The 22,755-nt window shown below is 60.4% G+C and carries 18 protein-coding genes; 5 read left to right on the top strand and 13 right to left on the bottom strand.

Going from position 1 to position 22,755, the window contains the following annotated elements:
- Positions 1-535 precede the first annotated feature (535 nt).
- The 6 genes from CHH27_RS24665 to CHH27_RS24640 form a co-directional block, all read right to left on the bottom strand.
- On the bottom strand, positions 536-859 hold the full coding sequence (locus tag CHH27_RS24665) for a hypothetical protein (protein WP_094073958.1): 324 nt from the start codon (positions 857-859) through the stop codon (positions 536-538).
- Between the two features lie 298 nt (positions 860-1,157).
- Entirely contained in the window at positions 1,158-2,363 is a 1,206-nt protein-coding gene (locus CHH27_RS24660; RefSeq protein ID WP_094073957.1) for an ABC transporter substrate-binding protein, read from the bottom strand.
- A gap of 92 nt (positions 2,364-2,455) precedes the next feature.
- Entirely contained in the window at positions 2,456-3,439 is a 984-nt protein-coding gene (locus CHH27_RS24655) for a branched-chain amino acid ABC transporter permease (RefSeq protein WP_094073956.1), read from the bottom strand.
- Between the two features lie 12 nt (positions 3,440-3,451).
- Positions 3,452-4,324: a branched-chain amino acid ABC transporter permease gene (locus tag CHH27_RS24650; protein ID WP_094073955.1), complete on the bottom strand. Its 873-nt coding sequence runs from the start codon at positions 4,322-4,324 to the stop codon at positions 3,452-3,454.
- Between the two features lie 6 nt (positions 4,325-4,330).
- Positions 4,331-5,038, bottom strand: coding sequence for an ABC transporter ATP-binding protein (locus CHH27_RS24645; protein ID WP_094073954.1), 708 nt, complete (start codon positions 5,036-5,038; stop codon positions 4,331-4,333).
- Positions 5,035-5,805 (bottom strand): ABC transporter ATP-binding protein, encoded by a 771-nt coding sequence (locus CHH27_RS24640; protein WP_094073953.1) that lies wholly within the window; start codon positions 5,803-5,805, stop codon positions 5,035-5,037. The genes CHH27_RS24645 and CHH27_RS24640 overlap by 4 nt, the downstream gene beginning before the upstream one ends.
- A gap of 830 nt (positions 5,806-6,635) precedes the next feature.
- Between CHH27_RS24640 and CHH27_RS24635 the strand changes: the two genes are divergently transcribed.
- Positions 6,636-8,621 (top strand): bifunctional diguanylate cyclase/phosphodiesterase, encoded by a 1,986-nt coding sequence (locus CHH27_RS24635; protein ID WP_208988363.1) that lies wholly within the window; start codon positions 6,636-6,638, stop codon positions 8,619-8,621.
- Here CHH27_RS24635 and kynU read toward each other — a convergent pair.
- The gene (gene kynU, locus CHH27_RS24630; RefSeq protein ID WP_094073951.1) at positions 8,614-9,834 is read right to left on the bottom strand and encodes a kynureninase; all 1,221 of its coding nucleotides are present in this window, start codon (positions 9,832-9,834) and stop codon (positions 8,614-8,616) included. The two genes, CHH27_RS24635 and kynU, sit on opposite strands and share 8 nt — an antisense overlap.
- Before the next feature lie 246 nt (positions 9,835-10,080).
- On the opposite strand from kynU, the gene CHH27_RS24625 reads away from it, so the two are divergent.
- A complete protein-coding gene (locus tag CHH27_RS24625; RefSeq protein ID WP_094073950.1) occupies positions 10,081-11,475 on the top strand; it encodes an L-serine ammonia-lyase in 1,395 nt (464 codons plus the stop codon).
- Positions 11,476-11,564: 89 nt separating this feature from the next.
- A complete protein-coding gene (locus tag CHH27_RS24620; RefSeq protein ID WP_094073949.1) occupies positions 11,565-11,969 on the top strand; it encodes an MAPEG family protein in 405 nt (134 codons plus the stop codon).
- 6 nt (positions 11,970-11,975) lie between these two features.
- On the opposite strand, the gene CHH27_RS24615 is transcribed toward CHH27_RS24620, so the two are convergent.
- A complete protein-coding gene (locus CHH27_RS24615; protein ID WP_094073948.1) occupies positions 11,976-12,593 on the bottom strand; it encodes a GntR family transcriptional regulator in 618 nt (205 codons plus the stop codon).
- Positions 12,594-12,884: 291 nt separating this feature from the next.
- Here CHH27_RS24615 and CHH27_RS24610 point away from each other — a divergent pair, with 291 nt between their 5' ends.
- Positions 12,885-13,814 carry a substrate-binding domain-containing protein gene (locus CHH27_RS24610; protein WP_094073947.1) on the top strand — a complete coding sequence of 310 codons (930 nt, stop codon included), beginning with the start codon at positions 12,885-12,887 and terminating at the stop codon, positions 13,812-13,814.
- Positions 13,815-13,967: 153 nt separating this feature from the next.
- Here CHH27_RS24610 and CHH27_RS24605 read toward each other — a convergent pair whose 3' ends face one another.
- The 3 genes from CHH27_RS24605 to CHH27_RS24595 are packed head-to-tail and all read right to left on the bottom strand — an operon-like array spanning position 13,968 to position 17,803.
- A complete protein-coding gene (locus tag CHH27_RS24605; protein WP_094073946.1) occupies positions 13,968-15,329 on the bottom strand; it encodes an FAD-dependent oxidoreductase in 1,362 nt (453 codons plus the stop codon).
- A gap of 39 nt (positions 15,330-15,368) precedes the next feature.
- Positions 15,369-16,454: an anhydro-N-acetylmuramic acid kinase gene (locus CHH27_RS24600; RefSeq protein WP_094073945.1), complete on the bottom strand. Its 1,086-nt coding sequence runs from the start codon at positions 16,452-16,454 to the stop codon at positions 15,369-15,371.
- Positions 16,451-17,803, bottom strand: a complete 1,353-nt coding sequence (locus tag CHH27_RS24595; RefSeq protein ID WP_094073944.1) for an aspartate aminotransferase family protein — start codon at positions 17,801-17,803, stop codon at positions 16,451-16,453. Before CHH27_RS24595 ends, CHH27_RS24600 begins: the two co-directional genes overlap by 4 nt.
- A gap of 496 nt (positions 17,804-18,299) precedes the next feature.
- On the opposite strand from CHH27_RS24595, the gene CHH27_RS24590 reads away from it, so the two are divergent.
- Positions 18,300-18,509, top strand: a complete 210-nt coding sequence (locus CHH27_RS24590; protein ID WP_094073943.1) for a cold-shock protein — start codon at positions 18,300-18,302, stop codon at positions 18,507-18,509.
- Between the two features lie 148 nt (positions 18,510-18,657).
- Here CHH27_RS24590 and CHH27_RS24585 read toward each other — a convergent pair whose 3' ends face one another.
- Positions 18,658-20,211, bottom strand: coding sequence for a trimethylamine methyltransferase family protein (locus CHH27_RS24585; RefSeq protein WP_094073942.1), 1,554 nt, complete (start codon positions 20,209-20,211; stop codon positions 18,658-18,660).
- A gap of 63 nt (positions 20,212-20,274) precedes the next feature.
- Positions 20,275-22,719, bottom strand: a complete 2,445-nt coding sequence (locus CHH27_RS24580; protein ID WP_094073941.1) for an FAD-dependent oxidoreductase — start codon at positions 22,717-22,719, stop codon at positions 20,275-20,277.
- Positions 22,720-22,755: the final 36 nt, after the last annotated feature.

The raw sequence follows: 22,755 nt of genomic DNA, 5'->3' as shown, positions 1-22,755 counted from the left end.
AGACTACGTGCTTGTCGCAGAATCCTTCTCCGGCCCCCTGGCCCTGGCGCTTGCGACACGCCCTTCCCAATACTTGAAGGCAGTGGTTTTTGTCGCCACCTTCGCCCGTGCGCCGCGCGCCCTGCCTCTGCCCCTGCTCCGCTCCCTGCAATACTTGCCGTCCGCTTCCCGATTTCTGTCCTGCGCCAGCGAACCTTTTGTCATGGGCCGGGCAGGCGACGCCCTTTTTCGGCAACATTACCGAAAGGCGCTGAAATGCGTCCCCGTCCAAACACTGGTGAAAAGATTGCAGCAGGTGCTTCAGCTCGATGTCCGCGCTCTGCTCAGTCAGGTCAACTTACCCTGCCCTATCTTCGCGCCTCCGAAGACTTGCTTGTCCCAGCCTCGGTCTCCGACGACTTCCGGTTTTGCTGCAAGGATTTCTGGACCGTCAAAGGACCCCATTTCGTGCTGCAGGCGGCCCCGGCAGATTGCGCCAACCTCGTTGCAAGGTTCGTCGACCAACGCCCCACCCGGTAAGCTTCACCTGGCTGCCTCACCAACCTTGCGACTGATTGAACATCCTGATCTGTGCTTCGAAGGTTTCCAGGTCCGTTGGCCAACGCGCGTGATTGACCCTTGAAAAATAGAGACCACACTCCGGTATCTGGAGAACGTCACAGCCGTAGCTCTTTTCAATCGGCAAACAGACCAGGTCGTCAAAACCTTGAAACTCAACCGTCAATGTGCCGGTTCCGTCCGGCCGTTTCAGGTGCCAGACCGCGGAAATGCGATAATCGTCCCCCTCTTCCCGCCGGTCCACGATCCAATGGTTTCGGGCGAACAGGGATTCCAGAATTTCGAGATGCGCAATGGTCATTGGAGAGTTTTGGAAAAGTATTCGAATATGAAGAGACACAAAGGCTGGCAAGATTCGCAGTCTGTTGCCAGCCTTTGTGTCTCCCACATCACATCTGTCATCCCCGCGCAAGCGGGGACCCAGGAAATCTCATCGACAGCGCCTTCTCGTCACAACCCGTTCTGAGGGATCCTGGGTCCCGGATCTTCGCTTCGCTGCGTCCGGGATGACAACCGTGACGGTGGCGCGCCCAAACAAGGAAAACCGGCGACCCTTTCGAGCCGCCGGTTCCTGAAAATCCCTTCTTTTCAGAAGGAGATCACTTCATTTCGGTGACAACCTCGAAACCGTCGGAGCCGACTTCCCAGAGGGCGTAGACACCTGGGACGTCGCCCTTGGCGTCGAAGTTGTGGTCGCCTGCAGCGCCCTTGTAGTCGATGGCGGTGCCGGCTGCGATCAGCTCTTTCGCCTTCTTCCACTCGCCCGGACGGATGGCTTCGCCGTCGCCGTTGGAGACTTCAACCATGGCAGCAGCCACACCGGCCTTGTCGCCGCCGGCCTTTTCGATGGCCAGGGCCAGCAGGAAGGCAGCGTCATAGGAGGTGGTCACGAAGATCGCATCCGGATCGCCGCCGACGCCCTTGAAGGCTTCGTTGAACATGTCGAGGGATTCGGACTTTTCACCCACCGGCGAAGACGATACGAAGGTGCCGAGGTTTTCAGCGCCCAGTTCGTTGATCACGGCGTCGGACTTCATTCCGTCACCGCCAACGAACTTCTCGAAGAAACCGTTTTCCAGCGCCTGGCGCAGGATGGTCAGGCCGGTGCCGTCGCCATAGTCGAAGATGACCAGCGTGTCGGCGCCGCCCTTGGCAAGCTCTGCAAGGTTGGAACGATAGGAGGCCTTGCCTTCTTCATGTGCTGCGAACTGGGTGATTTCGCCACCGAGTTCATCGACATATTCAGCCTTGAAGGCGTTGGCGAGGCCGGTGCCGTAGTCGTTGTTGAGGTAGGCAACAGCAACCTTGCCGTAGCCCTGCTCCTTGAGCGTACGCGCCAGCGCACGGCCCTGGTAGTCATCGGACGGCACGGTGCGGAACACGGTGCCATTGTCTTCCAGGTTGGAGATTTCCGGGGACGTACCGGACGGCGTGATCAGCGTGATGCCAGCCGGGATGGTCACGGAACCGGCGGCGGCCAGAACAGCGCCCGAGCAATGCGGGCCGACGACGCCGACAACGCCTTCGATGTTGACGGCCTTGGTGGCGGCGTCCGTGCCGTTCTGCGGGTTACAGGCGCTGTCGCCGACAACGCCGACCAGCTTGTCGTTGTCGCCAATGCCGCCCTGCTCGTTGACCTGCTGCACGGCCAGCTGGGCCGCGTCGATCATGGCCGGGGCCATGGCTGCGATCGGGCCGGACACACCACCGAGCAGGCCGATCTTGGTGTCAGCATGTGCCGGAGCGGATGCCAGCGCGGTTGCCGTCATCAGGCCGGCTGCGAGCGCGAGAATCTTGGTTTTCATAAAAGTACCTCCTCAATTATCCGGTCTTTGCCGGGTCTTTGGGTTTTCAGGCCCCACACGCTTGACGCGCGCTGTCACCTGAAGGAACGGGCCTAGTGGTCCGCTCCCGGTTTTGTACTCCGCTGGTCCCCTCTGAGAGGCTCCGGAAGGAGCCCTTCCGGCCGGAACCGCAGCACCAGCTGCAGCATCAGGCCGATCAAAAACAAGCGGATGTATTTTGCCTGAACCGCATATTCATGCGGAAGGCGATCAGTTGCAATCTCTGATACGGACCAAATGATCCAAACCACCGCTGCGCCCAGGATCGCGCCCCGGTTGTTGCCCGATCCGCCCAGGATCAACATGATCCAGACCAGGAAGGTCGCGACCATCGGGTCGATGGCTTCCGGTGTGATCGAGCGGTTGAAATGGGCGAACATCGCGCCGGCCAGCCCCATCAGGGCGGCCCCGAACACAAAGGCTTCCAGGCGGCGGAACTCGACGTCCTTGCCCATGGCCTTGGCGGCGTTCTCGTTGTCGCGGATGGCGCGCATCATGCGGCCCCAGGGCGCGTTGAACTGACGCTCGACCAGGAAATAGGCCAGGATCAGCACAGCCACGACGATGGCCAGATAGGCCGCCTGGGACGCCAGATAGGCCAGTTCCTGGCTCAGTGTCGGAAACTCCGTCGCCGGGCGCGGGATGCTGGAAATGCCGCGTGCGCCGTTGGTCAGGGCCGGTTCGGACTTGATCACCAGGCGGATGATTTCCGCAATGCCGATCGTGGCAATGGCCAGATAATCGGAGCGGAAACGCAGACAGATCTTGCCGATGGGCCAGGCAATCAGGGCAGCTGCCACCATCGCGCCCAGCCAGCCGAAGATGAAATGCAGATCGAAGCCGCCGATCCGGGAAGTATCCGCCGCGGTGGTCAGGATCGCCGAGGTGTAGGCGCCCACCGCGAAGAAACCGGCGATCCCGGCGTTGAAGAGACCGGCAAAGCCCCACTGGATGTTCAGCCCCAGCGCCAGCAGCGCATAGATGCCGATGAAGATCGCCATGAAGATCGCGTAATTGAGGAGACCGAGATATTCCATGTCCGCCTCCCCTTAAAGAACCTTGCCCTTGAGCAGCCCGGTCGGGCGCACAAGCAGCATGAACAACAGGATCGCAAAGGCCATCGCGGCCTTGTATTCGCTCGGGATAATCAGAACCGACATTTCCTCGGCAATGCCGACGATCAGCCCGCCGAGAACGGCGCCCTCCACGCGGCCGACACCCCCCAGGATGGCAGCGGCGAACATGGGCAGAAGCATGTGCCAGCCCATCATGGACTTCAGCTCCGTGTTGAGACCGAGGAAGAAGCCGGCCGCGGCACACAGGCCACCGGCGATCACCCAGGTCAGCATGACAACCTTCTTGTTGTCGATGCCGGACAGCAGCGCCAGGTTCGGGTTGTCGGACATGGCCCGCATGGCCTTGCCCCACTTGGACCGGGTCAGGAAGAAGTGCAGCCCGCCGACCAGAAGGATCATGGCAAAGACGGTGTAGAGTTCACGGTCACGGATGCGCAGACCGAAATAGTCTTCCGGCCGCACGATGCCGCGCGTGTAGGTCTGTGTATCGACGCCCCAGACCACCTGGATCACCGACCGCACCATCAGCGCGATGCCAAGTGAGGCCATCACGGTGACGATCTTGGGCCGTTCGCGCAGATGTTCGTAGAAGACCTTGTCGATGCCGACGGCCACACCGGCCGTTGCCAGAATGGCCACCGGCAGCGCGACCAGCGGCGACACGCCGAGGCTGGTGACAACTGCAAGGGCGATGAAGGCGCCCAGGGTCGCCAGATCACCATGGGCCAGATGGGCATAACGCAGGATGGCGAAGATCAGGGTGATACCGACCGCCCCGAGCGCATAGATGGAGCCGAGCACAATGCCCGGAATGACGTAGAAATTCAGAAGCTCAAGCAATTCCATAACCGGTCAGCCTCCCAGGAACATTTCGGCGACTTCACGGTCGGCCAGCAGCTCGGCGCCGGTACCTTCGTGACGGTTCTGACCGGCGGCCAGAACATAACCCCGGTCGGAGAACGCCAAAGCCTGTTTGGCGTGCTGCTCCACCAGGAGAATTGCGACGCCCGTGTCGCGCACGTCCCGGCAGATCTGGAAGATCTGTTCCATGTATTTCGGTGACAGGCCGGCGGTCGGCTCGTCGAGGAGAAGAAGCTTTGGATCAAGCATCAGGGCCCGGCCCATGGCGACCATCTGGCGTTGACCGCCCGACAGGCTGCCGGCCATGGTCTTGCGCCGCTCTTTAAGGTCCGGAAACAGGGTGTAGACCCGGTCATAGGCCGCGCTTAGATCACCCTTTTTCAGGAACCCGCCCATTTCCAGGTTCTCGTGGATCGACATTTCCCGGAAGATGTTGTCGACCTGCGGCACGTAGCAGATACCGCGTTGCACGATCCGGTTCGGCGACCACTTGGTGATGTCGTCACCGTCGAACAGCATCTTGCCGCCGCGGATGGTCAGCATGCCGAAAACGGATTTCATGGCCGTGGATTTGCCGGCCCCGTTCGGGCCGACAATGGCCACGATCTCATCCGGGTCGACATGCATGGAGACATCCTTGAGGATGTCGGCATCGCCATAGCCGCCGGTGATGTTTTCCATCGACAGGAGCGCACTCATGCGGCGTCTCCCGTGGTCTCGCCGAGATAGGCTTCCAGCACCTGCGGATTGGAGCGAACGGTCTGGAAATCGCCCTCGATCAGCACCCGGCCTTCAGCCATACAGACAACCGGCGCACAGAGTTTCTCGATCATTTCCATGTCGTGTTCGATCAGGATGAACGTGTAACCGCGCTCCTTGTTGAGGATCTCGATCTTGCTTTCCAGCTTGCGCAGCAAGGTCCGGTTGACGCCTGCCGCCGGCTCGTCCAGCAACACGAGCTTGGCATTGGTCATCATGGTGCGACCGAGTTCCAGGAGCTTCTTCTGACCACCGGACAGGTTGCCCGCGCGCTCATGCGCCACGTGGGTCAGCTCCAGAAAGTCCAGCGTCTCGTAGGCCTTGGCCTCAACACTCTGCTCGGACGACTTGACCTTGCCCCAGGTGAACCAGTTGGAGAACAGGTTTTCCCCCGGCTGGGACGGCGGCACCATCATCAGGTTCTCAAGAGCCGTCAGCTTGTGGAATTCATGCGGGATCTGGAACGTGCGCACCAGCCCTTTGTGAAACAGCTGATGGCTGGCCAGCGGTGTAACGTCCTCTCCCAGAAAGCGGATCCGGCCGCTTGTCGGTTGCAAGGCACCGGCGATCAGATTGAACAGCGTCGTCTTGCCGGCCCCGTTTGGACCGATCAATCCGGTAATGCTGCCCTCCTCCACACGGAACGTACAGCCATTCACCGCACGGAATCCGCCAAAATCCATTACGAGCTCATCAAGCTCCAGCATTCACGCTCCTCGCCGCCCCCACGGTCAGTCTTTTTGTCTTTGGCTGCGCCCCTCCCGTTTTCAGGATGGCTTCAGCAGGCGTCAACAGCCCGCTCCGGCGCAGCGTTCAGTCCTTCTAACTTCATTGGCAGAGCAATCAACTCATAATCTCCGGCTTCCACCGCAGAAAGGGCAAGATTTTCCCATTTAGGCAGTTTGAGGAAACGTTTGATCTCAGAATATGTCGGTTTTTTGGAAGTTTTGGATCAAGGCATATCCATCTGTTTCGACGAAAAACCATTTGAAGCGATCGGCCCGACATTTCGCGCGCGCCGGACATAACCCTCCAAATTTGCCACGTCAATTGGTCAGCAAACAAACGCAATCGATATCATCCGCATGCTTACGCAAAGGCACGGCAAGCGCTTCTTGCCGCCACACATCCGGCAGCAAACCTTGAATGAGAACGCCGATAAATTGCTCGATCAGTAGACTGACATCTCCGACACTCGCCGCCGCCCGGACAAAATGAGGCCTGCGCACATTGACATTGTCAAGACTTACCCGAGAACCATGCGAACACAGCTAGGTCTCGTTAAGTCTCCTGAGGTTTTTTGCCGATTTTGAATTGATTGAATTTTTGTGGGTCAGTACACTTCGGCCATGTACATTTCGTGTTTGCGCCACATATGCACTCAAAAGCTGGCGTTGCACGCAAAGGCAGCTTAAACTTATCGTGGAGAGCGCCGCCGATACCAATGTCAGATTTTCCAGACAGACTTCACAACCATGAAGAGAATTTTTCTTCTCTGCCACAGTCTATTGCGGACGGGCGGGTTGATCAGGAACTGGTGTTTTCCATATTCGACCGGCTTGATACCGGGGTCTGGATCTTTGACTTCGACCACAAGCGCATCTTGTGGGCCAATCGGAAAGCGCTCGAAATCACTGATTCGGCGACCCTTGAAGAGCTGCAATCGCGCGACATGGGCAAGGATATGTCCCATTCCGTGGAACAGCGGCTGCGGCAATACCAGCAGGATTTCTGCAAACACGACGTAAGTTTTGCCGAGATCTGGACGCTTTATCCGAAAGGCACGGCTCAGGTCCTGCAAGTCGTGATGAGCGGTATCCGGTTGAATGACGGTCGCATGGCACTTCTATGCGAAGGCCGCCCGCATCATGAACAGCAGCCGGAAACCCTGCGCAGCGCCGAAGCCCTGATGCACACGACGGTGATGATTTCGTTGTTTGCAGAGGACGGCACGCCGCTCTACCGAAATACCGCGGCGCGAGCCGCCTGTCCGAAGCTCGAAACCCGGTTCGAGGACCAGTTTGTCGATTCCCACGAGGCCCGGCGACTGTTGGACCAGGTCGTTGAGGATCGCACGGCCAGGCTGGTGGCCAACATCGAGACACCGGCCGGACCGCGCTGGCATGAACTGACCATCCGTGCGTGCCACGATGCCGTCTCGGGTCAGCCGGCCTATCTTGTCAGTGAAATCGACGTCACGGAGCTGCATGAAACCAAGGAACGCGCGCAGTATCTTGCCAGTCACGACACGCTGACAGGTCTCTCCAATCGCACCTATCTGAAAGAGCGCGTCACCCAGGTGCTGCAAACGGCGGCAGACAACAATCAGCGGGCAACGCTTTATCTGGTCGACCTCGACGACTTCAAGATGGTCAACGATTCACTCGGGCACGCGGCGGGGGACGCCTTGCTGCAAATTGTGGCGAGCACGCTCACGGAACAGGCCGGCCCCGACGATATCGTTGCCAGACTTGGGGGCGACGAGTTCCTGATCTGCCATCTGGAAAAGCCCGAACATCACATCCCGGACTGGTTCGGCCAGGCTATCCTGGCAAATTTCGCGACGTCCCAACTCATCGACGGCAAGCCTCGACAAATCGGTCTCAGCATAGGTTATGCGCATTTCCCGGAGGATGGAAAAACCATCGACCAGCTGATGAGGAATGCCGACCTTGCTCTCTATCAGGCCAAGACGGACCCCAAATGCAAGTGCGTGCGCTTCCGCGAACGCATGCGGCTCCTCCGGGACGAACATCATTCCATCAAGAAGGATCTGGAACGGGCTATCCGCGATAATGAATTCGTGCTGCATTTTCAGCCAATCGCCTGCACCAACACGGAACGCGTCGTCGGCGCGGAGGCCCTGATCCGCTGGCACCACCCGACAAAGGGCCTGATCCGCCCGGACGAATTCGTACCGATCGCCGAGGAAACCGGACTGATCAACGACATTGGCGCCTGGGTTGGCAACCAGGTCGGCGCCTTGCAGGCGGACCTGACAAAAACAGGACTTGCCGTCCCTCTGTCCATGAATGTTTCCCCGCGCCAGATGTCTGACACGAACTTCGTGACACGGATGCAGACCCTTGCCGATCAGACCGGTTGCCAGCCGGACATGATTTCGCTGGAAATCACCGAGAGCGTCCTTCTTGGCGACATCCCGAACGCTTTCGAGACGCTGACGGTCCTGAAGGCTGCTGGCTACCGGATCGTCATTGACGATTTTGGCACCGGCTATTCCAACCTGGCCTATCTGCACAACTACCCGATCGACGGCATCAAGATCGACCGGATGTTCATGGAAGACATCGCAACAGGCGGTGCAATCGTGAAACTGATCCTGTCCCTGGCCTCGGCCCTCGGCGCCGACGTGGTCGCAGAGGGGGTGGAAACGGCCGAGCAGCGTACCTGGCTGTCAGAAAACGGCTGCAACCGTTTCCAGGGATTTCTCTATTCCAAACCGGTGCCGGAAGACGACTTTCGCGCCATGCTGCAATCACAGGTGCGGCTGGCCGTCATGTAACCTTGGCGCGGCTCTTGAACTCCGGCCGGTTCCAGCTTTCCGTTTCCAGGATATCACGCAGGATGTCGACGGCGTCGACAACATCCTGGTGCGACAGGTAAAGCGGTGTGAAGCCGAAGCGCATGACGTCGGGTGCCCGGAAGTCGCCAATCACGCCCCGCGCGATCAACGCCTGGACGACCGCATAGCCTTCCTCGAACCGGAACGACACCTGGCTGCCGCGGCTTTCCGGATCCCGCGGGCTGGCCAGTTCCAGTTGCGGACACTTGGCTTCGACCTCTGAAATGAAAAGTTCGCTGAGAGAAACCGACTTGCGGCGGATGTCCGCCATGTCAACGTCTTCAAACACATCCAGCGCAGCATGTAGGCTGGACAGCGCCAGGATGGCCGGGGTGCCGACCGTCATGCGGTTGATCCCGGTTACCGGCCGATAGTCGAGATCGAAGGCAAAGGGGGCTTCGTGCCCCATCCAGCCGGTCAATGGTGAGGTAACCTTCTCCTGGTGCTCGGGCGCCACATAGAGGAAGGCCGGCGCACCGGGTCCTCCATTCAGATACTTGTAACCGCAGCCGACAGCGAAATCCGCCTTCGCGCCAGTGAGGTCCACCGGGATGGCGCCGGCCGAATGCGCCAGATCCCAGATCGCGAGTGCGCCAGCGTCATGGGCAACCCGGGTTAGATCCACCATGTCGTGCACCCGCCCCGTGCGGTAATCGACCTGGGTCAGCATGACCACGGCAACGGTCTCGTCGATGGCAGAGCGCACCTCCAGCGGGTCGACGATTTTCAGTTCATGCCCCTTGTCGAGCAGCTGTTTCAGGCCGGACGCCACATAAAGATCGGTCGGGAAATTGCCGTTGTCAGACAGAATGACCTTGCGCTCGGGACGCAAGGACAGCGCCGCGGACAGAACCTTGAAGACATTCACCGACGTGCTGTCACAGGCCACCACCGTGTCCTTGGGTGCCCCGATCAGCTTGCCGATCCGGTCGCCGGTGCGCCCCGGCAGATCGATCCAGCTATGCGTGTTCCAGGCCCGGATGAGACTGGTGCCCCATTCCTCGGCAACCACATCGGCAATGCGAGCCGGCACATGTTTCGGCAGGACACCAAGCGAGTTCCCGTCCAGATAGACGACCCCTTCGGGGATCTGAAAGGCGTCCTTCTTGGAGGCCAGGACATCGGTCAGGTCTGCCGGGTGCTGGGAAGTCATCGGGTACTCGTTCAGGATAGTTGCAAATGAAAGGAAGCGGCACGCTATCAAAGCGGATTGCTGCAAACAACTGTTTCTGAAGACCTCTGAGACGGGGACCTGTTCGGTTGCCGTGCACTTTGGAACCGCCATGTCGCAAATAACACAAATTTGCCCGTTTGAATGGAGGAGGCCGACACGCTATCTGTTAGCCTCAGAAGCAAGAGCCGGTGAACCGGCGTTCCAGAACCATGCGGTCCCAGAGAAATGTTCATCAGTGTCTTTGACATTTTTAAAATCGGCATAGGCCCGTCCAGCTCCCACACCGTCGGTCCGATGGTGGCCGTCCACAGATACCTTGACCGCCTGCGCGGACTTGCGGGCGCGGAGCAAAGGGCCACCCGCCTGACGGTCACCCTGCACGGATCGCTTGCCTTCACCGGCAAGGGGCACGCCACGGACAAGGCAGTCTGCCTGGGATTGCTCGGGGCCAGACCCGACACGCTTGACCCCGATCAGGTCGAGCCGATGCTGGATGCGCTTGAGCGCTCCAAACGCCTTCAGATCGCCGGTCTTCCGGACCTGCAGTTCTCGCCGGACAAGGACGTCATTTTTGACTACGGCCCGCCGCTGCCGCTGCATGCCAACGGCATGACCTTCCATCTTCTGGATGCTACCGGCGGTGTGATCGACACGTTTGTCTATTACTCCATCGGTGGCGGGTTTGTCGTCAGCGAAGCCGAACTGCGCAAGACCACGAACGAACCGGTCAACGAACTGGCGACACAGGACGTTCCCTTCCCCTTTGCCTCGGCCAAACAGATGCTGGAAATGGGACAGGAGGCGGAGCTTTCCATCGCGGAGATGAAACTCCAGAACGAATGCGCCGACCAACCTAGAGAGGACGTCGAAGCCGGGATCGACAAGCTCTGGGCCGCCATGGACAGCTGCATCAATCGTGGCATTTCCCAGTCCGGCATTCTGCCCGGCGGGCTCAAGGTCAAACGCCGCGCCGCAGAGATTTACCAGAAACTCATCCGGGAAGGCCGCAGCAACCCGCCATTCGAACATAATGTCGTCGACTGGCTCGGCGTTTATGCCATGGCGGTCAACGAGGAAAACGCGGCGGGCGGGCGCGTCGTCACCGCGCCGACAAATGGCGCCGCCGGGGTGATCCCGGCCGTCACGCGCTATTATCTCGACCATTGCCCAGGCGCCGATCAGGCCGGCATCCGCACCTTCCTGCTGACTGCGGCGGCTGTCGGCGGCATCATCAAGGCCAATGCCTCGATTTCCGGTGCCGAGGTGGGCTGTCAGGGCGAAGTCGGCTCTGCGTCGGCGATGGCTGCGGCAGGTCTTTGTGCCGCGCTTGGCGGCACCAACGAGCAGATTGAAAATGCAGCCGAAATTGCCCTGGAACACCATCTCGGCATGACCTGTGACCCGATTGCGGGCCTGGTTCAGGTACCGTGTATCGAGCGTAACGCGCTCGGCGCCGTGAAGGCCGTAACAGCGGCGTCACTAGCGCTGCGCGGCGACGGCTCCCATTTTGTCCCGCTGGACGGCTGCATCGAAACCATGCGCCAGACGGGCATGGACATGATGGAACAATACAAGGAAACCTCCAAGGGCGGCCTTGCGGTCAACATCGTCGAGTGCTGAACCAGAGCGCTTGCAGCAGCGTAGCCCCTCAGTGAATACTGGACCTGCCCGACACCCACACCGGGCAGACGGTTTCCTGGAGATCGCTCATGAGCGTCATGATAACGCCAATCTTCGCCGGCTTGCTTGCGCTGCTTTACGTGGTCCTGACCATACGGGTGATCGCTGCCAGGCGCAGTGAACGGATCGGGCTCGGTGATCAGGGCAACAAAAAGCTGATCCGCCGCATGCGCGCGCATAGCAATTGCGCCGAATACGCGCCTTTTGCGCTTCTGCTCCTGTTGATGCTGGAACTGATGAACGGCGCGCCGCTGCTGCTTTGGGGCCTTGGAACGGTGCTGGTCGCCGGCCGCATTGCCCACGCCTATGGTTTCAGCCAGGAGCCTGAACTGGGCAACCTGCGCGTGATCGGCATGATCCTGACATTTGCCGTGATCGTCATTGCCGCCCTCGCCAATCTGGTACTGGCGGTGAATGGCACGTTTCTGAGCTGACGCCAATCAGATCTGCTGCAGCCGGGTCTTGTGGGCGTGAAAAATGTGGAGGCGGGCGGCGGCTTCGGCCGTTTCGGCATCGCCCTTGGCGATGGCGTCGACAATGGCCGCGTGCTCTTCCACGGCCGTCTCACGCCGTTCGGGCGTGTCCAATGTGGTGCCGGCCATCAGGATCAGCGACAGGCGCAGGTGCTCGATCTGGTCAACGAGATAGCGGTTATGGGATGCCAGGCACAGGCGCCTGTGAAACTCGCGATTGGAGCGGACCAGACTGTCCTTGTCGGCAATGCGCTTGCGGTCCGATGCGACCAGATCCTGCAGGATCTCGATCTCCGGTTTCGAGGCATGTTTTGCGGCCAGTCCCGCAGCAGTGCCTTCCAGCACTTCACGCATGAAATAGACCTCGTTGATCTGACCGTGATCCAGCGTCGGCACGACCATGCCGCGATTGGGTTCGTGTGCCGCCAGCCCCTGGGCTTCCAGGCGTTTCAAGCCCTCGCGGATCGGCGTTCTGGACACGCCGAATTCCTCGGCAAGGTCCGCTTCGCGCAGACGGTCGCCTGGTTTCAGGACACGTTCCTCGATAAGCCCGATCAGCCGTTGGTATATTTCAGATCCGTTCATGCATTCTGGTTAGCTCCATGCAGGCCCATACGCAAGCCGGAGCATCATTGTTCATGGTCTGGCGGCTGCCCTCAGACTTCCACACCCCAGGCTCCCCGACAGATGCCCAGGCGCTGATCGCCAATTTTGACAGGCCTGGAAGGTTCACAACATTCCAAACCTCAAAAAGGGATCAAAAACGACGTCTTCGGTCTATTTCTTTCACGATCTCTAAACAAAAATCGATAGAATCCGACCACTCAGCGGAAAGAAAATCTCTCAGTTTGTTTGCATTGCAGCAAAGTCGACAAGATGTACATTCGCACTATTACTACTCTTCTCTACCTCTGCTGCACTTGTCTCTCGGCACAGGCGGCCTGCATTGCGGTGATCCCGGCCGGTGCAGAGCACATGTTCTGGATGGAAACGATCCGTGGGGCCACCACGGCAGCGCGTGAAGACGGCTATGAAACCTATGTTCGTTCGCCAAACACGGAGCGGAACGAAGAAGGGCAGGTTGTGATCGTCACCTCTGCGCTGGAGCAGGGATGCGAGGGCGTGATGGTGGCCCCGAATTCCATAGATCTGATGGAACGGCTTCCGGATGCGGTTCGGCGTGACGCGCCGATCGTCTATTTTGACCGCGTCATGGGAGGAGCGCCGCCAGCCAGCATCATCAAGACAGACAATTTCAAAGCCGGTGAGATTGCCGGTCGTGCACTCGTCAAGCGGTTGAATGGCAAGGGCCGTGTCGCCTTGCTCCGGATGCATGCAGAAGTCACTTCGACCACGGAACGCGAGACCGGTTTCCTGAACGCCCTGTCAGGAACCGGCGTCGACGTGATCAGGGACCTCTACATCGGCTCGACGGTACAGGAAGCGCGCGAAGCCTCGACCAAGTTCTTTCTTGGTCGGCCCGAAGTCGACGCGCTGTTCACGCCGAACGAGTCGACCACCATTGGCACATTGCTGACGCTCAAACATATGGGTCTAGCCGGCAAGTACCATCACATCGGATTCGATTTCGCACCCCTTTTGATGAACGCGCTGGAAGCCGGCGAAATCTCTGGCCTGGTGATCCAGGATCCCTACCAGATGGGCTATTCCGGAGCGAAGACCCTGATCCGTGTGATCAAAGGCGAACAGGTCCCCAAACTGGTCGACATTCCCGCCTATTACGTCGACCTGGAGAACCTTCGTCAGCCTGAGATCCAGGAGATTGTGGACGTCGATTACGAGTGAAGGTCATTGCCGGTTCGCCCCGGCCACCCAAGGCTGGGGGTGCCTGCCTTCCTTCTCAAGACCTGTTCGATCTCGGCCAACAGCCCCAACCCCAGGAAACCGGCGCAATCAGCCCATTCGGCAAGGGGTGTTTCAGGAATTCCTCGAACCGCTTCAGTGCAGCCGAACGCCCTGCCGTTTCAGTTCTGCCTGCAGCAGACCGATGTCCATCGCCTCAAGATCAATGCCGTGTTTTACCGAAATCGCGGCAGCAACGCCGGCCCCCTGACCGGTCACCGTGCAGCACATCATGTTGCGCGTCGCCGCATGACTGACCTTGTCCCCGCCGGTGGCCCGGCCGGCGACCAGCAGGTGTCTGACACCCCTCGGCAGCATGGTGCGATACGGCAGCTGGAAATACCGGCCCGTCGTCGGCAGGATCAGGATGCCGTAGCCGTCGATGAATTCCGGAAAGATACCGACGCTGTCGTCAAATCGTCCCTGCTCCCTGACATCCTCGCCCGTCATGTCGTAGGCGGCCAGGATCTTGCGGGTGTCGCGGATGCCGATGGTCATGCCGAAATTGCGCAGCTTTGCCGCTTCGCAGCCGGGCTGGTAGCGCTTCAGCGCCTCTACCGCCATCATGGCCTGGCGGCGACCCTCGATCTCGTTGCGGGTCATGGAGGCCGGGTCGGTGCCGTCACATTCCGGCAAATGCACGAGGTTCAGGTAGGTGAGATCGCCGCTGTCATAAACAGCGCCCCAGGTGCCGGAAATCGTCTGCAGCGCCGGCGGGATGATCCCGCTGTCCATCGCCTTTTCAAACGGCTTGCGCAGGAAGGGCGAGAACATCTTGTCTTCCTTGCCGGTGGTCTCCACCGACCATTCGCCGCTCTCCCAGTCCTTGTAGGTTTGCGGATCGGCCTTGACCGCTTCAATGAATTTCTTCTTGTCGACGCCGTTCATGGAGAACATCACGGAAGCGGCCTGCATCTCCTCCACCGGTGTCTTGTGGGTTGCCGCGCCAGCGCGGTAGGCAACATCCGCGTCGCCGGTCGCATCGATCACCTTCCTGGCAAGGATCGCTTCCCGTCCCGCCTTGCTTTCGGTGATGATCCCGCGGATTTCGTTGCCATCCATGATCGGAGCGGCAAAGGCCCGGTGCAGCATCGGGTGAATGCCGGCTTCCTCGACCAGATTGTCGGCCACCAGCTTGAAGCCTTCGGCGTCGATCGCGTCGCTGTCGGACTGGGGTTCGGGTGTTGTTGCCCCGGCTTCGCGAGCACGGTTTTCAAACTCGCGGCCGACGCCTTCCGTGTCGACGGTTTTCTCGTGCCGATACCAGGCAAAGCCTTCCACACCGACGGCGGTGATATTGCCGCCAAAACAGCCGAAGCGTTCCACCAGGGTCACCTTGACCCCGGCACGTGCTGCCCCGAGGGCGGCGGCCAGCCCGCCCGGCCCGGAGCCGACAACAAGAACATCGGTTTCGTGGATCACGTCAATTTCGCGCGCAGGTTCGGTTATCTTTTTCACGCTTCCTCACAGAAGTCTCTTGATGGGATGAGGGTCAGGTCAGACGGAGGGACGGTACAGTCTGCCGCCGGAAACCGGATGGCCGACGCCCGTGGTCTCGGGATACGTGGTCGGCAGACCTGCCAGAAGGCGCGCGCCCAGAAAGGCCATCGCCTGGGCTTCGAGGGCGTCCCCGTCGATCGTGTAGTCGTCGGCGGAGACCACGTCCCCGGAGAGCCTTTCCGACAGCAGCCGCATCAGGACGGGATTGTGGCGACCGCCACCACAGACAAGCCAGAGACGTGGCGTTGCCGGCAGCAAGGCTTCCGATTTGGCGATCGCCTCCACCGTGAAGGCAAGCAGTGTTGCCGCGCCGTCTTCCAGGCCCAGGTCTTCGGCGAAACTGCCCGAAAAACTGTATCGGTCGAGGGACTTCGGACCGGGCGCCGACAGGAAAGGATGCTCAAGAGCTCCAGCCAGCCTGTCCGCGTCCACTTTGCCACGTGCCGACAGCATCCCGCCGGCGTCATAGTCGCCAGCACCGTGGCCACGCACCCAGTCATCCAGGAGCGCGTTGCCCGGGCCGATGTCAAAGGCCAGGATGTCGTCGCCGCTGATGAAGGTCAGGTTCGAGACACCGCCGATATTGAGGAAACAGAGCGGCTCATGCTCTGCTCCGATCAGGGTTTTGGCGAGCGCACGATGATAGGCCGGAACAAGCGGCGCCCCCTCCCCGCCTTCCGCCATGTCGGCCAGGCGGACATCGCCGATGACCTGGAGACCGAGCTCATCTGCCAGCGCCTGCGGGTTGCCAAGCTGCACCGTTTCACCCGCCTTCGGGTCGTGCCAGACCGTCTGTCCGTGAAAGACAATGGCGTCCGGCTGAAGGCCATGTGTCTGCAAAAAGATCCGGATGGCGGCGGCATGATCGGCCGTCACCGCAACCGCAATCTCCGGCCAGGCCTCCCGGCCCGCCCCCTTTTGCGCAGCTGCCGCCAGCACATCCTCTTTGGTCTTGGCGCGATAGCCGGCCGTCTCGGCCGGGCCGAAGCGGGCAACGGTCCGGCCATCGGTGCCGATCTCGGCGAGATCAATACCATCCGCCGAAGTGCCGCTGATCGTGCCGACAATCGACCAGCCGGTCATAGGCTGTCCTGAACGCTTTTCAGACTGGCTTCGGCAATGTCGAACATATCATTGACCTGCGCCTCGCTGATGATCAAAGGCGGACAGAAAGCCATGGCATCCAGCATGTTGCGCGAGATCAGACCCTTGTCCAGGAAGACCGCATTGGTCTTGCCGCCCAGCGCGCCCGGCGTTGCGGCCAACGCCTCGTGGTGCAGTTCTGCCGCGCCGATCAGGCCGATGCCGCGGGTCTCGATCACCAGCGGGTTTGCGGCAAGATCTGCCAGTCGCTTCTGGAAAACCGGCGCAATCTCCCGCACATGCGCGACCAGCTCCCGCTCCTCGATGATCTTTAGATTTTCCAGCGCGACGGCAGAGGCCACCGGATGGCCGCTGCCGGTATAACCGTGCCCGAGCACACCGATCTTGTGACTCTCGTCCGCAATCGCCTGATAGACCTTGTCGTTGATCAGCAGCGCCGAGATCGGCTGGTAGGACGAGGACAATGCCTTGGACAGCGTCATGATGTCCGGCTGCAGCTTGTAGGTTTCCGTGCCGAACATGTTGCCCGTCCGGCCGAAGCCACAGATCACTTCGTCGGCCACAAAAAGGATGTCGTATTTCTTCAGAATGGGCTGGACTGCATCCCAATAGCCCTCGGGCGGCACGACCACACCGCCTGCGCCCATCACGGGTTCGGCGAAGAAGGCGGCTATGGTCTCCGGTCCCTCCGCCAGGATCAGGTCTTCCAGATCCTGCGCACAGCGTCTGGCGAAGTCGGCCTCGTTTTCCCCGTCCCTTTTCTGGGTGCGATAATGCGGACAGGTCGTGTGCAGCACCTGGGGGATCGGCAGATCGAAGGACCGGTGATTGTTCGGCAGCCCCGTCAGGCTGGCCGACGCGAGGGTGACACCATGATAGCCGCGAACGCGGGAAATGATCTTCTTGCGCTCCGGCTGGCCCAGTGCGTTGGAGCGGTACCAGATCAGCTTGATCGCGGTGTCATTGGCCTCGGAGCCCGAATTGGTGAAATAGACCTTCGACATCGGCACGGGCGCCATTTCGATCAGCTTCTCGGCCAGTTCGATCGAGGGTCCGTGGGTCTTGTAGGTGAAGGTGTGGTAGTAGGGCAGCTTCTCCATCTGGCGAGTCGCTGCCTCTACCAGACGCTTTTCACCAAAGCCGACGGCCACGCTCCAGAGGCCCGCCATGCCTTCAATGTAGCGCTTGCCGTTGATGTCCTCGACATAGATGCCTTCACCCTTGTCGATCACCAGCGCACCGGTTTCTTCCTGCTGGCGGGCATTGGCATAGGAATGAAGCTGAAAGGCCGTATCGCGGGCTTCAAGGGAGTTGGGCAAGTGTGCCATCTGGTCTCTCGTTCAAAGGCGGTGGAAACAGGCTTTGCCGCAGTAAGGACTCAGCTGCGGCAATTCCGTTGCGCACACGCTAATCCCGCCTGCGCCAAGGAGCAATTCCGTTCTGGAAATTTCCTGAGACCAATTGGCAGGCTTTGCCCGGTCTATGCAGCGGATCACTTCGGAACGCTGGTTTCGCCCACTGTTGCGTCGTCCTTAAAGGCTTCCGGGCTGAACAAAGGGCTGTTTGAGCATCTTTCCTTTCGACCAGGTCTCTCGGCTTCTCCTGGCAGGCAACAAAACTACCTTTGGGCGAAAAAAGATTGGGATCCGCCTTGTTTAAAACACTATTCCATCCTATTTGCGCTCCATCGATATTGCATGATGAACTTTGTGACTGCGCGGCTTGCCGCGCCCCGAACGATCTTCCCTATCAATCTCGACTTCTTGCACCGTTCCGCATGCCGCGTGACGGGCTACACTCATGATCGATTGAAAGGTAATCGTTATGACCATTGGCACTGTAAAGTTCTTCAATTCCACCAAAGGCTTCGGCTTCATTCAGCCGGAAGACGGTGCAGCTGACGTGTTCGTTCACATCACCGCTGTCGAGCGTGCCGGCATGCCGCCGCTCGTCGAAGGCCAGAAGGTAAGCTTTGAAGTTGTTCAGGACCGCCGCAGCGGCAAGTCCGCTGCAGACAACCTGCAGGCAGTATAAGGTCTCTTCCATGCCCCTGACCACGGATGTACTGGCAGGGACATGACAGACCAGACGAAAGGCTGGGAGAATTCCCGGCCTTTTTTATTGTCCCTTTATGTCTTAGCCAGAAGTGAGCGGCGCCTGCCGGCAAGCCATATTGACCGCCCTACTGGAAAAAGATGTTGAACCGGTCGCGGATGGCCCGGTCTATCTCCGGGTCAACAACGTTTCCGGCCGCTGCCAGGATTTCGTTCTTGCGCGCAATCGCCGTGTCGAGCAGTACCGGTTTTTCCGCTTCCGCCCATTCCTTCGGGCTCATCCGGTTGGCAACACTGGGATAGACGTATTCCGTCTGCATCAGGCCCAGCGTCTGGGCAGAACCAAGATAATGCCCCGGCCCGTCAACGCAGATGTCCTTCATGACATCGATGGACGTTGAATCCTCGGTCACGTCGATGCCCCGAACCAGGCGCATGGCCTGGCCGAGCAGATCGTCCCCCAGAACCAGACTTTCCAGACAGAAGCCGAGCAGGGACGCATGAATGCCGACGGCCTCGTAACACATGTTGAGGCCCGCGAGCCCGGCGAGCGCATTGGTCATGCCCTGCTCCCAGCCGGCCTGCATGTCGGGCAGCTTGGAATCGGAAATGCCGGATGCCGCACCACCGGGCAAGTCGTAGAAGCGGTGCATCTGCGCACAGCCGGCCGTCAGCAACGCCTGTTCCGCCGAACCGCCGGACATGGCACCGGTTCTGAGATCCGACACAAAGGGCCAGGTGCCGAAGATGGCCGGCGCGCCCTTCCTGATCGCATTCACATAGACAAGGCCTGCGAGGCACTCAGCCACCGCCTGCACAATGGCGAGCGCGACCGGCGCCGGCGCCGTCGCTCCGGCCTGTCCGGCGGACAGAAGCAACATCGGCATGCCGCGCCGGACGCAGTCTTCCAGCACCATGCAGCTTTCCGTCGCGAATTTCATCGGCGGCACGACGAAACAGTTGGAGTTGCTGACAAAGGGCCGCTCCAGCCATTTGTCCTCGCCACCGGCAACCATATAGATCAGCTCGAAACAATCCGCGACATGGGAAGGATCGCTGAAAGATGTGCCGACATGTTTACGGGTCCCTGCCAGGCAGCCATAAAGCGTGTTGAGGTCCATCTCCTTGTTGTCGAGCACATCGCGGCAGACCATGGTGCGCTGGTAGAAATGGATATTGTCCAGGTTGTCGACCAGCCGCGCGGCATCATAAAGGTCCTGCGCGGTGGACTCCCGGTAGGCGAGCGTGACCGGGTCGACCACATGCACTGCTGCGCCAGCCGTACCGTAATGCACATTGGAGCCGGTCAGGTGGAGATCGTGTTTCGGATCGCGGGCATGCAGGGTGATGTTGCGGCCGGCAACGGCCAGCATGTCCTCAACCAGGGATCGCGGGAAACGGAGCCGTCCGTCGTCGCCCTGAACCGCGCCGGCCGCCGTCATGATCTCAACGCCTGTTTCCGGAGCTTGCGACAGGCCGATGGTTTCCAGCGCTTCCAGTGCCGCCTGGTGAATGCGCGCAACACCTGCATCGGTCAGCGGTTTGTAATGCCCTCCCGGCATGCCCGGGCGGATCGGCCGGATGTCTTCCGCAAGCGGTGCCATGCGGGCGGCCCGCCGCGCCTCGCGCCCGCCTGCCCGCCGGGACCGGCGGACCTCCAGATTGATAGCTTCTTCCGACATGGCGTCTCTCCCAAGACTTAAAAAGCTGTCTTCGCTTGTGTTTTTCTCGAAGACCCGGTCCGCTTAGAGGCGGACCCGTTCCGATTTCGGGTCGTACATCGGTGCCAGCGAGGCATCGGCTTTCACGCGCTGCCCCGCGACTTCAATCTCATAGTGCGAGGCAAGCAGGCTGGACCCGTCCTCTCCCCGGGACGGCACGTAACCCATGCCGATCGCACCACCCAGGTGATGGCCATAGGCGCCCGAGCTCAGGTAACCGACGATCTTGCCATCCCGGAGGATCGGTTCGTTGTGGTAGACCATGCATTCCGGCTCGCGCAGCCTGAACTGCACCAAGCGCCGTTGCAGGCCCTGATCCTTCTTGCGCAGGACGGCGTCCCGTCCGATGAAGGCGGGTTTTGCCGTCTTCACCGCAAATCCGAGCCCCGCCTCCAGGACATGATCCTCGCAGGTGATGTCATGGCCGAAATGGCGGAAGGCCTTTTCGATGCGGCAACTGTCCATCATGTGCATGCCGCAGAGTTTCAAATCGATATCCGCTCCAGCCTCCCAGAGCGTTTCGAACACATGGGCGGCCATGTCTGTGGAGACGTAAATTTCCCAGCCGAGTTCACCCACATAGGAGACGCGGTGCACCCGGGCGAGGCCCATGCCGATCTCGATCTCCTGGGCCGTTCCAAACGGATTGACCGCATTGGAAAAATCGTTCGGACTGACCGCCTGCAACAATTTCCTGGAATTCGGCCCCATGACGGCAAGCACGCCTTCTGCTGCCGTCACATCGGTCAGAACAACCTGATGGTCGCCGACATGGCGGCGCATCCAGGCCTGGTCCTTCGGCCGGGTGACCGCCGGGGTCACCACCAGATAGGCGGTCTCCGACAGGCGGGTCACCGTCACGTCTGCCTCGATGCCGCCTGCTTCGTTCAGGAACTGGGTGTAGACGATCTTGCCGGCGGCAACGGACAAGTCTGCCCCGCAAATGTGATTTAGATAGGCTTCCGCATCCCGGCCCTCGACCCGGATCTTGCCGAAGGAAGACATGTCGTAAAGGCCGACATTGGTGCGCACCGCCCGGTGTTCGGCCGCCTGGTTGGCAAACCAGTTCTGCGGGCCCCAGCTATACCGGTATTCCCGTTCCTGGCCGTCATCGGCAAACCAGTTGGCGCGCTCCCATCCGCCGATTTCGCCAAAGACGGCGCCGCGGGCCTCCAGATGGGCATGAAACGGTGTGCGCCGGACACCTCGGGCCGTTGCCTTCTGCCGGTAGGGATAGTGATCGGCATATAGTAGGCCGAGCGTTTCCCTGGAGCGTTCGAACAGATAGTGGCTGTTGCCCTGGAAGGGTTGGTTGCGCGCGACGTCGACGTCGCCGAGATCGAATGGCTTTTCGCCGGTGTCCATCCAGGCCGCCAGCGCCATGCCGGCCCCGCCCGCAGACTGAATGCCGATGGAATTGAAACCCGCCGCCACCCAGTAATTGTCGACTTCCAGCGACAGGCCGAGATTGTAGGCATCGTCCGGTGTGAAACTCTCCGGTCCATTGAAGAAGGTATGGATGCCGGCTTCCGCGAGCAGTGGCAGACGGTTGACCGCCCGCTCCAGGATCGGTTCGAAGTGATCGATGTCCTCGGGCAGCTGATCGAAACAGAAATCTTCCGGGATCCCGTCCATGCCCCAAGGCTTGGCATTGGGTTCAAAGGCCCCGAGAAGATACTTGCCGGCATCTTCCTTGTAATAGGCGCATTCATCGGGCACCCGCAGCACCGGCATCTGTGTCAGCTCCGGGATCGGCTCGGTAACGATGTAAAAATGCTCACAGGCGTGAAGCGGGACGTTCACCCCGGCCATCCGGCCAATGTCGCGCGCCCACATGCCGCCGCAGTTGACCACATGATCCGCTTCGATCTCGCCACTCTCGGCTCCCCTCTGCCAGGAGACGGAGCGGGCCCTGCGGCCCTCCACCTTGATGCCCGTGACCTTCACACCTTCCACAACGAGACCGCCTTGCTGGCGGGCGCCCTTGGCAAGGGCGAGCGCGATGTTGGCCGGATCGCCCTGCCCGTCCGTCGGCAGCCAGACGCCGGCCTTGACGCCATCAATGTTCAGATGTGGGTAGCGGTCCTTCACCTCGGCGACGGTCATCTCCTCCACGGGAACCCCGAAAGCTCGCGCCATGGAGGCACTGCGGAAAAGCTCCTCCTTGCGCGCTTCGGTCAGGGCCACCGAAACGGATCCGACTTCCCGGAAGCCGGTGGCAAGGCCCGTTTCCCTTTCCAGGCCGCGATAAAGGTCGGCGGAATATTTGGCAAGCTTGGTCATGTTGGCGCTGGCGCGCAGCTGACCGATCAGGCCCGCCGCGTGCCAGGTCGTGCCACAGGTCAGCTGCTTGCGTTCCAGCAGAACCACATCGGTCCAGCCCAGCTTGGTCAGATGGTAGGCGACAGAGCAGCCGACAACACCGCCGCCGATGATGACAACACGTGCTTTGGTGGGAAGGTCCGACATCAGGGCAGTCTCCAACGGAAACGGGTTTCAAGGTCT

It is taken from the genome of Labrenzia sp. VG12, from assembly GCF_002237595.1.
Taxonomy (GTDB): Bacteria; Pseudomonadota; Alphaproteobacteria; order Rhizobiales; family Stappiaceae; genus Roseibium.
Note: the sequence above shows the minus strand (reverse complement) of the source record. Positions and strands in the feature narration are given on the sequence as shown.

What these genes read in the sequence shown, in the direction of transcription:
- CHH27_RS24665 (WP_094073958.1), bottom strand. Translation starts at nt 859, where the DNA reads ATGACCATTGCGCATCTCGAAATTCTGGAATCCCTGTTCGCCCGAAAC.
- CHH27_RS24660 (WP_094073957.1), bottom strand. Translation starts at nt 2,363, where the DNA reads ATGAAAACCAAGATTCTCGCGCTCGCAGCCGGCCTGATGACGGCAACC.
- CHH27_RS24655 (WP_094073956.1), bottom strand. Translation starts at nt 3,439, where the DNA reads ATGGAATATCTCGGTCTCCTCAATTACGCGATCTTCATGGCGATCTTC.
- CHH27_RS24650 (WP_094073955.1), bottom strand. Translation starts at nt 4,324, where the DNA reads ATGGAATTGCTTGAGCTTCTGAATTTCTACGTCATTCCGGGCATTGTG.
- CHH27_RS24645 (WP_094073954.1), bottom strand. Translation starts at nt 5,038, where the DNA reads ATGAGTGCGCTCCTGTCGATGGAAAACATCACCGGCGGCTATGGCGAT.
- CHH27_RS24640 (WP_094073953.1), bottom strand. Translation starts at nt 5,805, where the DNA reads ATGCTGGAGCTTGATGAGCTCGTAATGGATTTTGGCGGATTCCGTGCG.
- kynU (WP_094073951.1), bottom strand. Translation starts at nt 9,834, where the DNA reads ATGACTTCCCAGCACCCGGCAGACCTGACCGATGTCCTGGCCTCCAAG.
- CHH27_RS24625 (WP_094073950.1), top strand. Translation starts at nt 10,081, where the DNA reads ATGTTCATCAGTGTCTTTGACATTTTTAAAATCGGCATAGGCCCGTCC.
- CHH27_RS24620 (WP_094073949.1), top strand. Translation starts at nt 11,565, where the DNA reads ATGAGCGTCATGATAACGCCAATCTTCGCCGGCTTGCTTGCGCTGCTT.
- CHH27_RS24615 (WP_094073948.1), bottom strand. Translation starts at nt 12,593, where the DNA reads ATGAACGGATCTGAAATATACCAACGGCTGATCGGGCTTATCGAGGAA.
- CHH27_RS24610 (WP_094073947.1), top strand. Translation starts at nt 12,885, where the DNA reads ATGTACATTCGCACTATTACTACTCTTCTCTACCTCTGCTGCACTTGT.
- CHH27_RS24600 (WP_094073945.1), bottom strand. Translation starts at nt 16,454, where the DNA reads ATGACCGGCTGGTCGATTGTCGGCACGATCAGCGGCACTTCGGCGGAT.
- CHH27_RS24595 (WP_094073944.1), bottom strand. Translation starts at nt 17,803, where the DNA reads ATGGCACACTTGCCCAACTCCCTTGAAGCCCGCGATACGGCCTTTCAG.
- CHH27_RS24590 (WP_094073943.1), top strand. Translation starts at nt 18,300, where the DNA reads ATGACCATTGGCACTGTAAAGTTCTTCAATTCCACCAAAGGCTTCGGC.
- CHH27_RS24585 (WP_094073942.1), bottom strand. Translation starts at nt 20,211, where the DNA reads ATGTCGGAAGAAGCTATCAATCTGGAGGTCCGCCGGTCCCGGCGGGCA.
- CHH27_RS24580 (WP_094073941.1), bottom strand. Translation starts at nt 22,719, where the DNA reads ATGTCGGACCTTCCCACCAAAGCACGTGTTGTCATCATCGGCGGCGGT.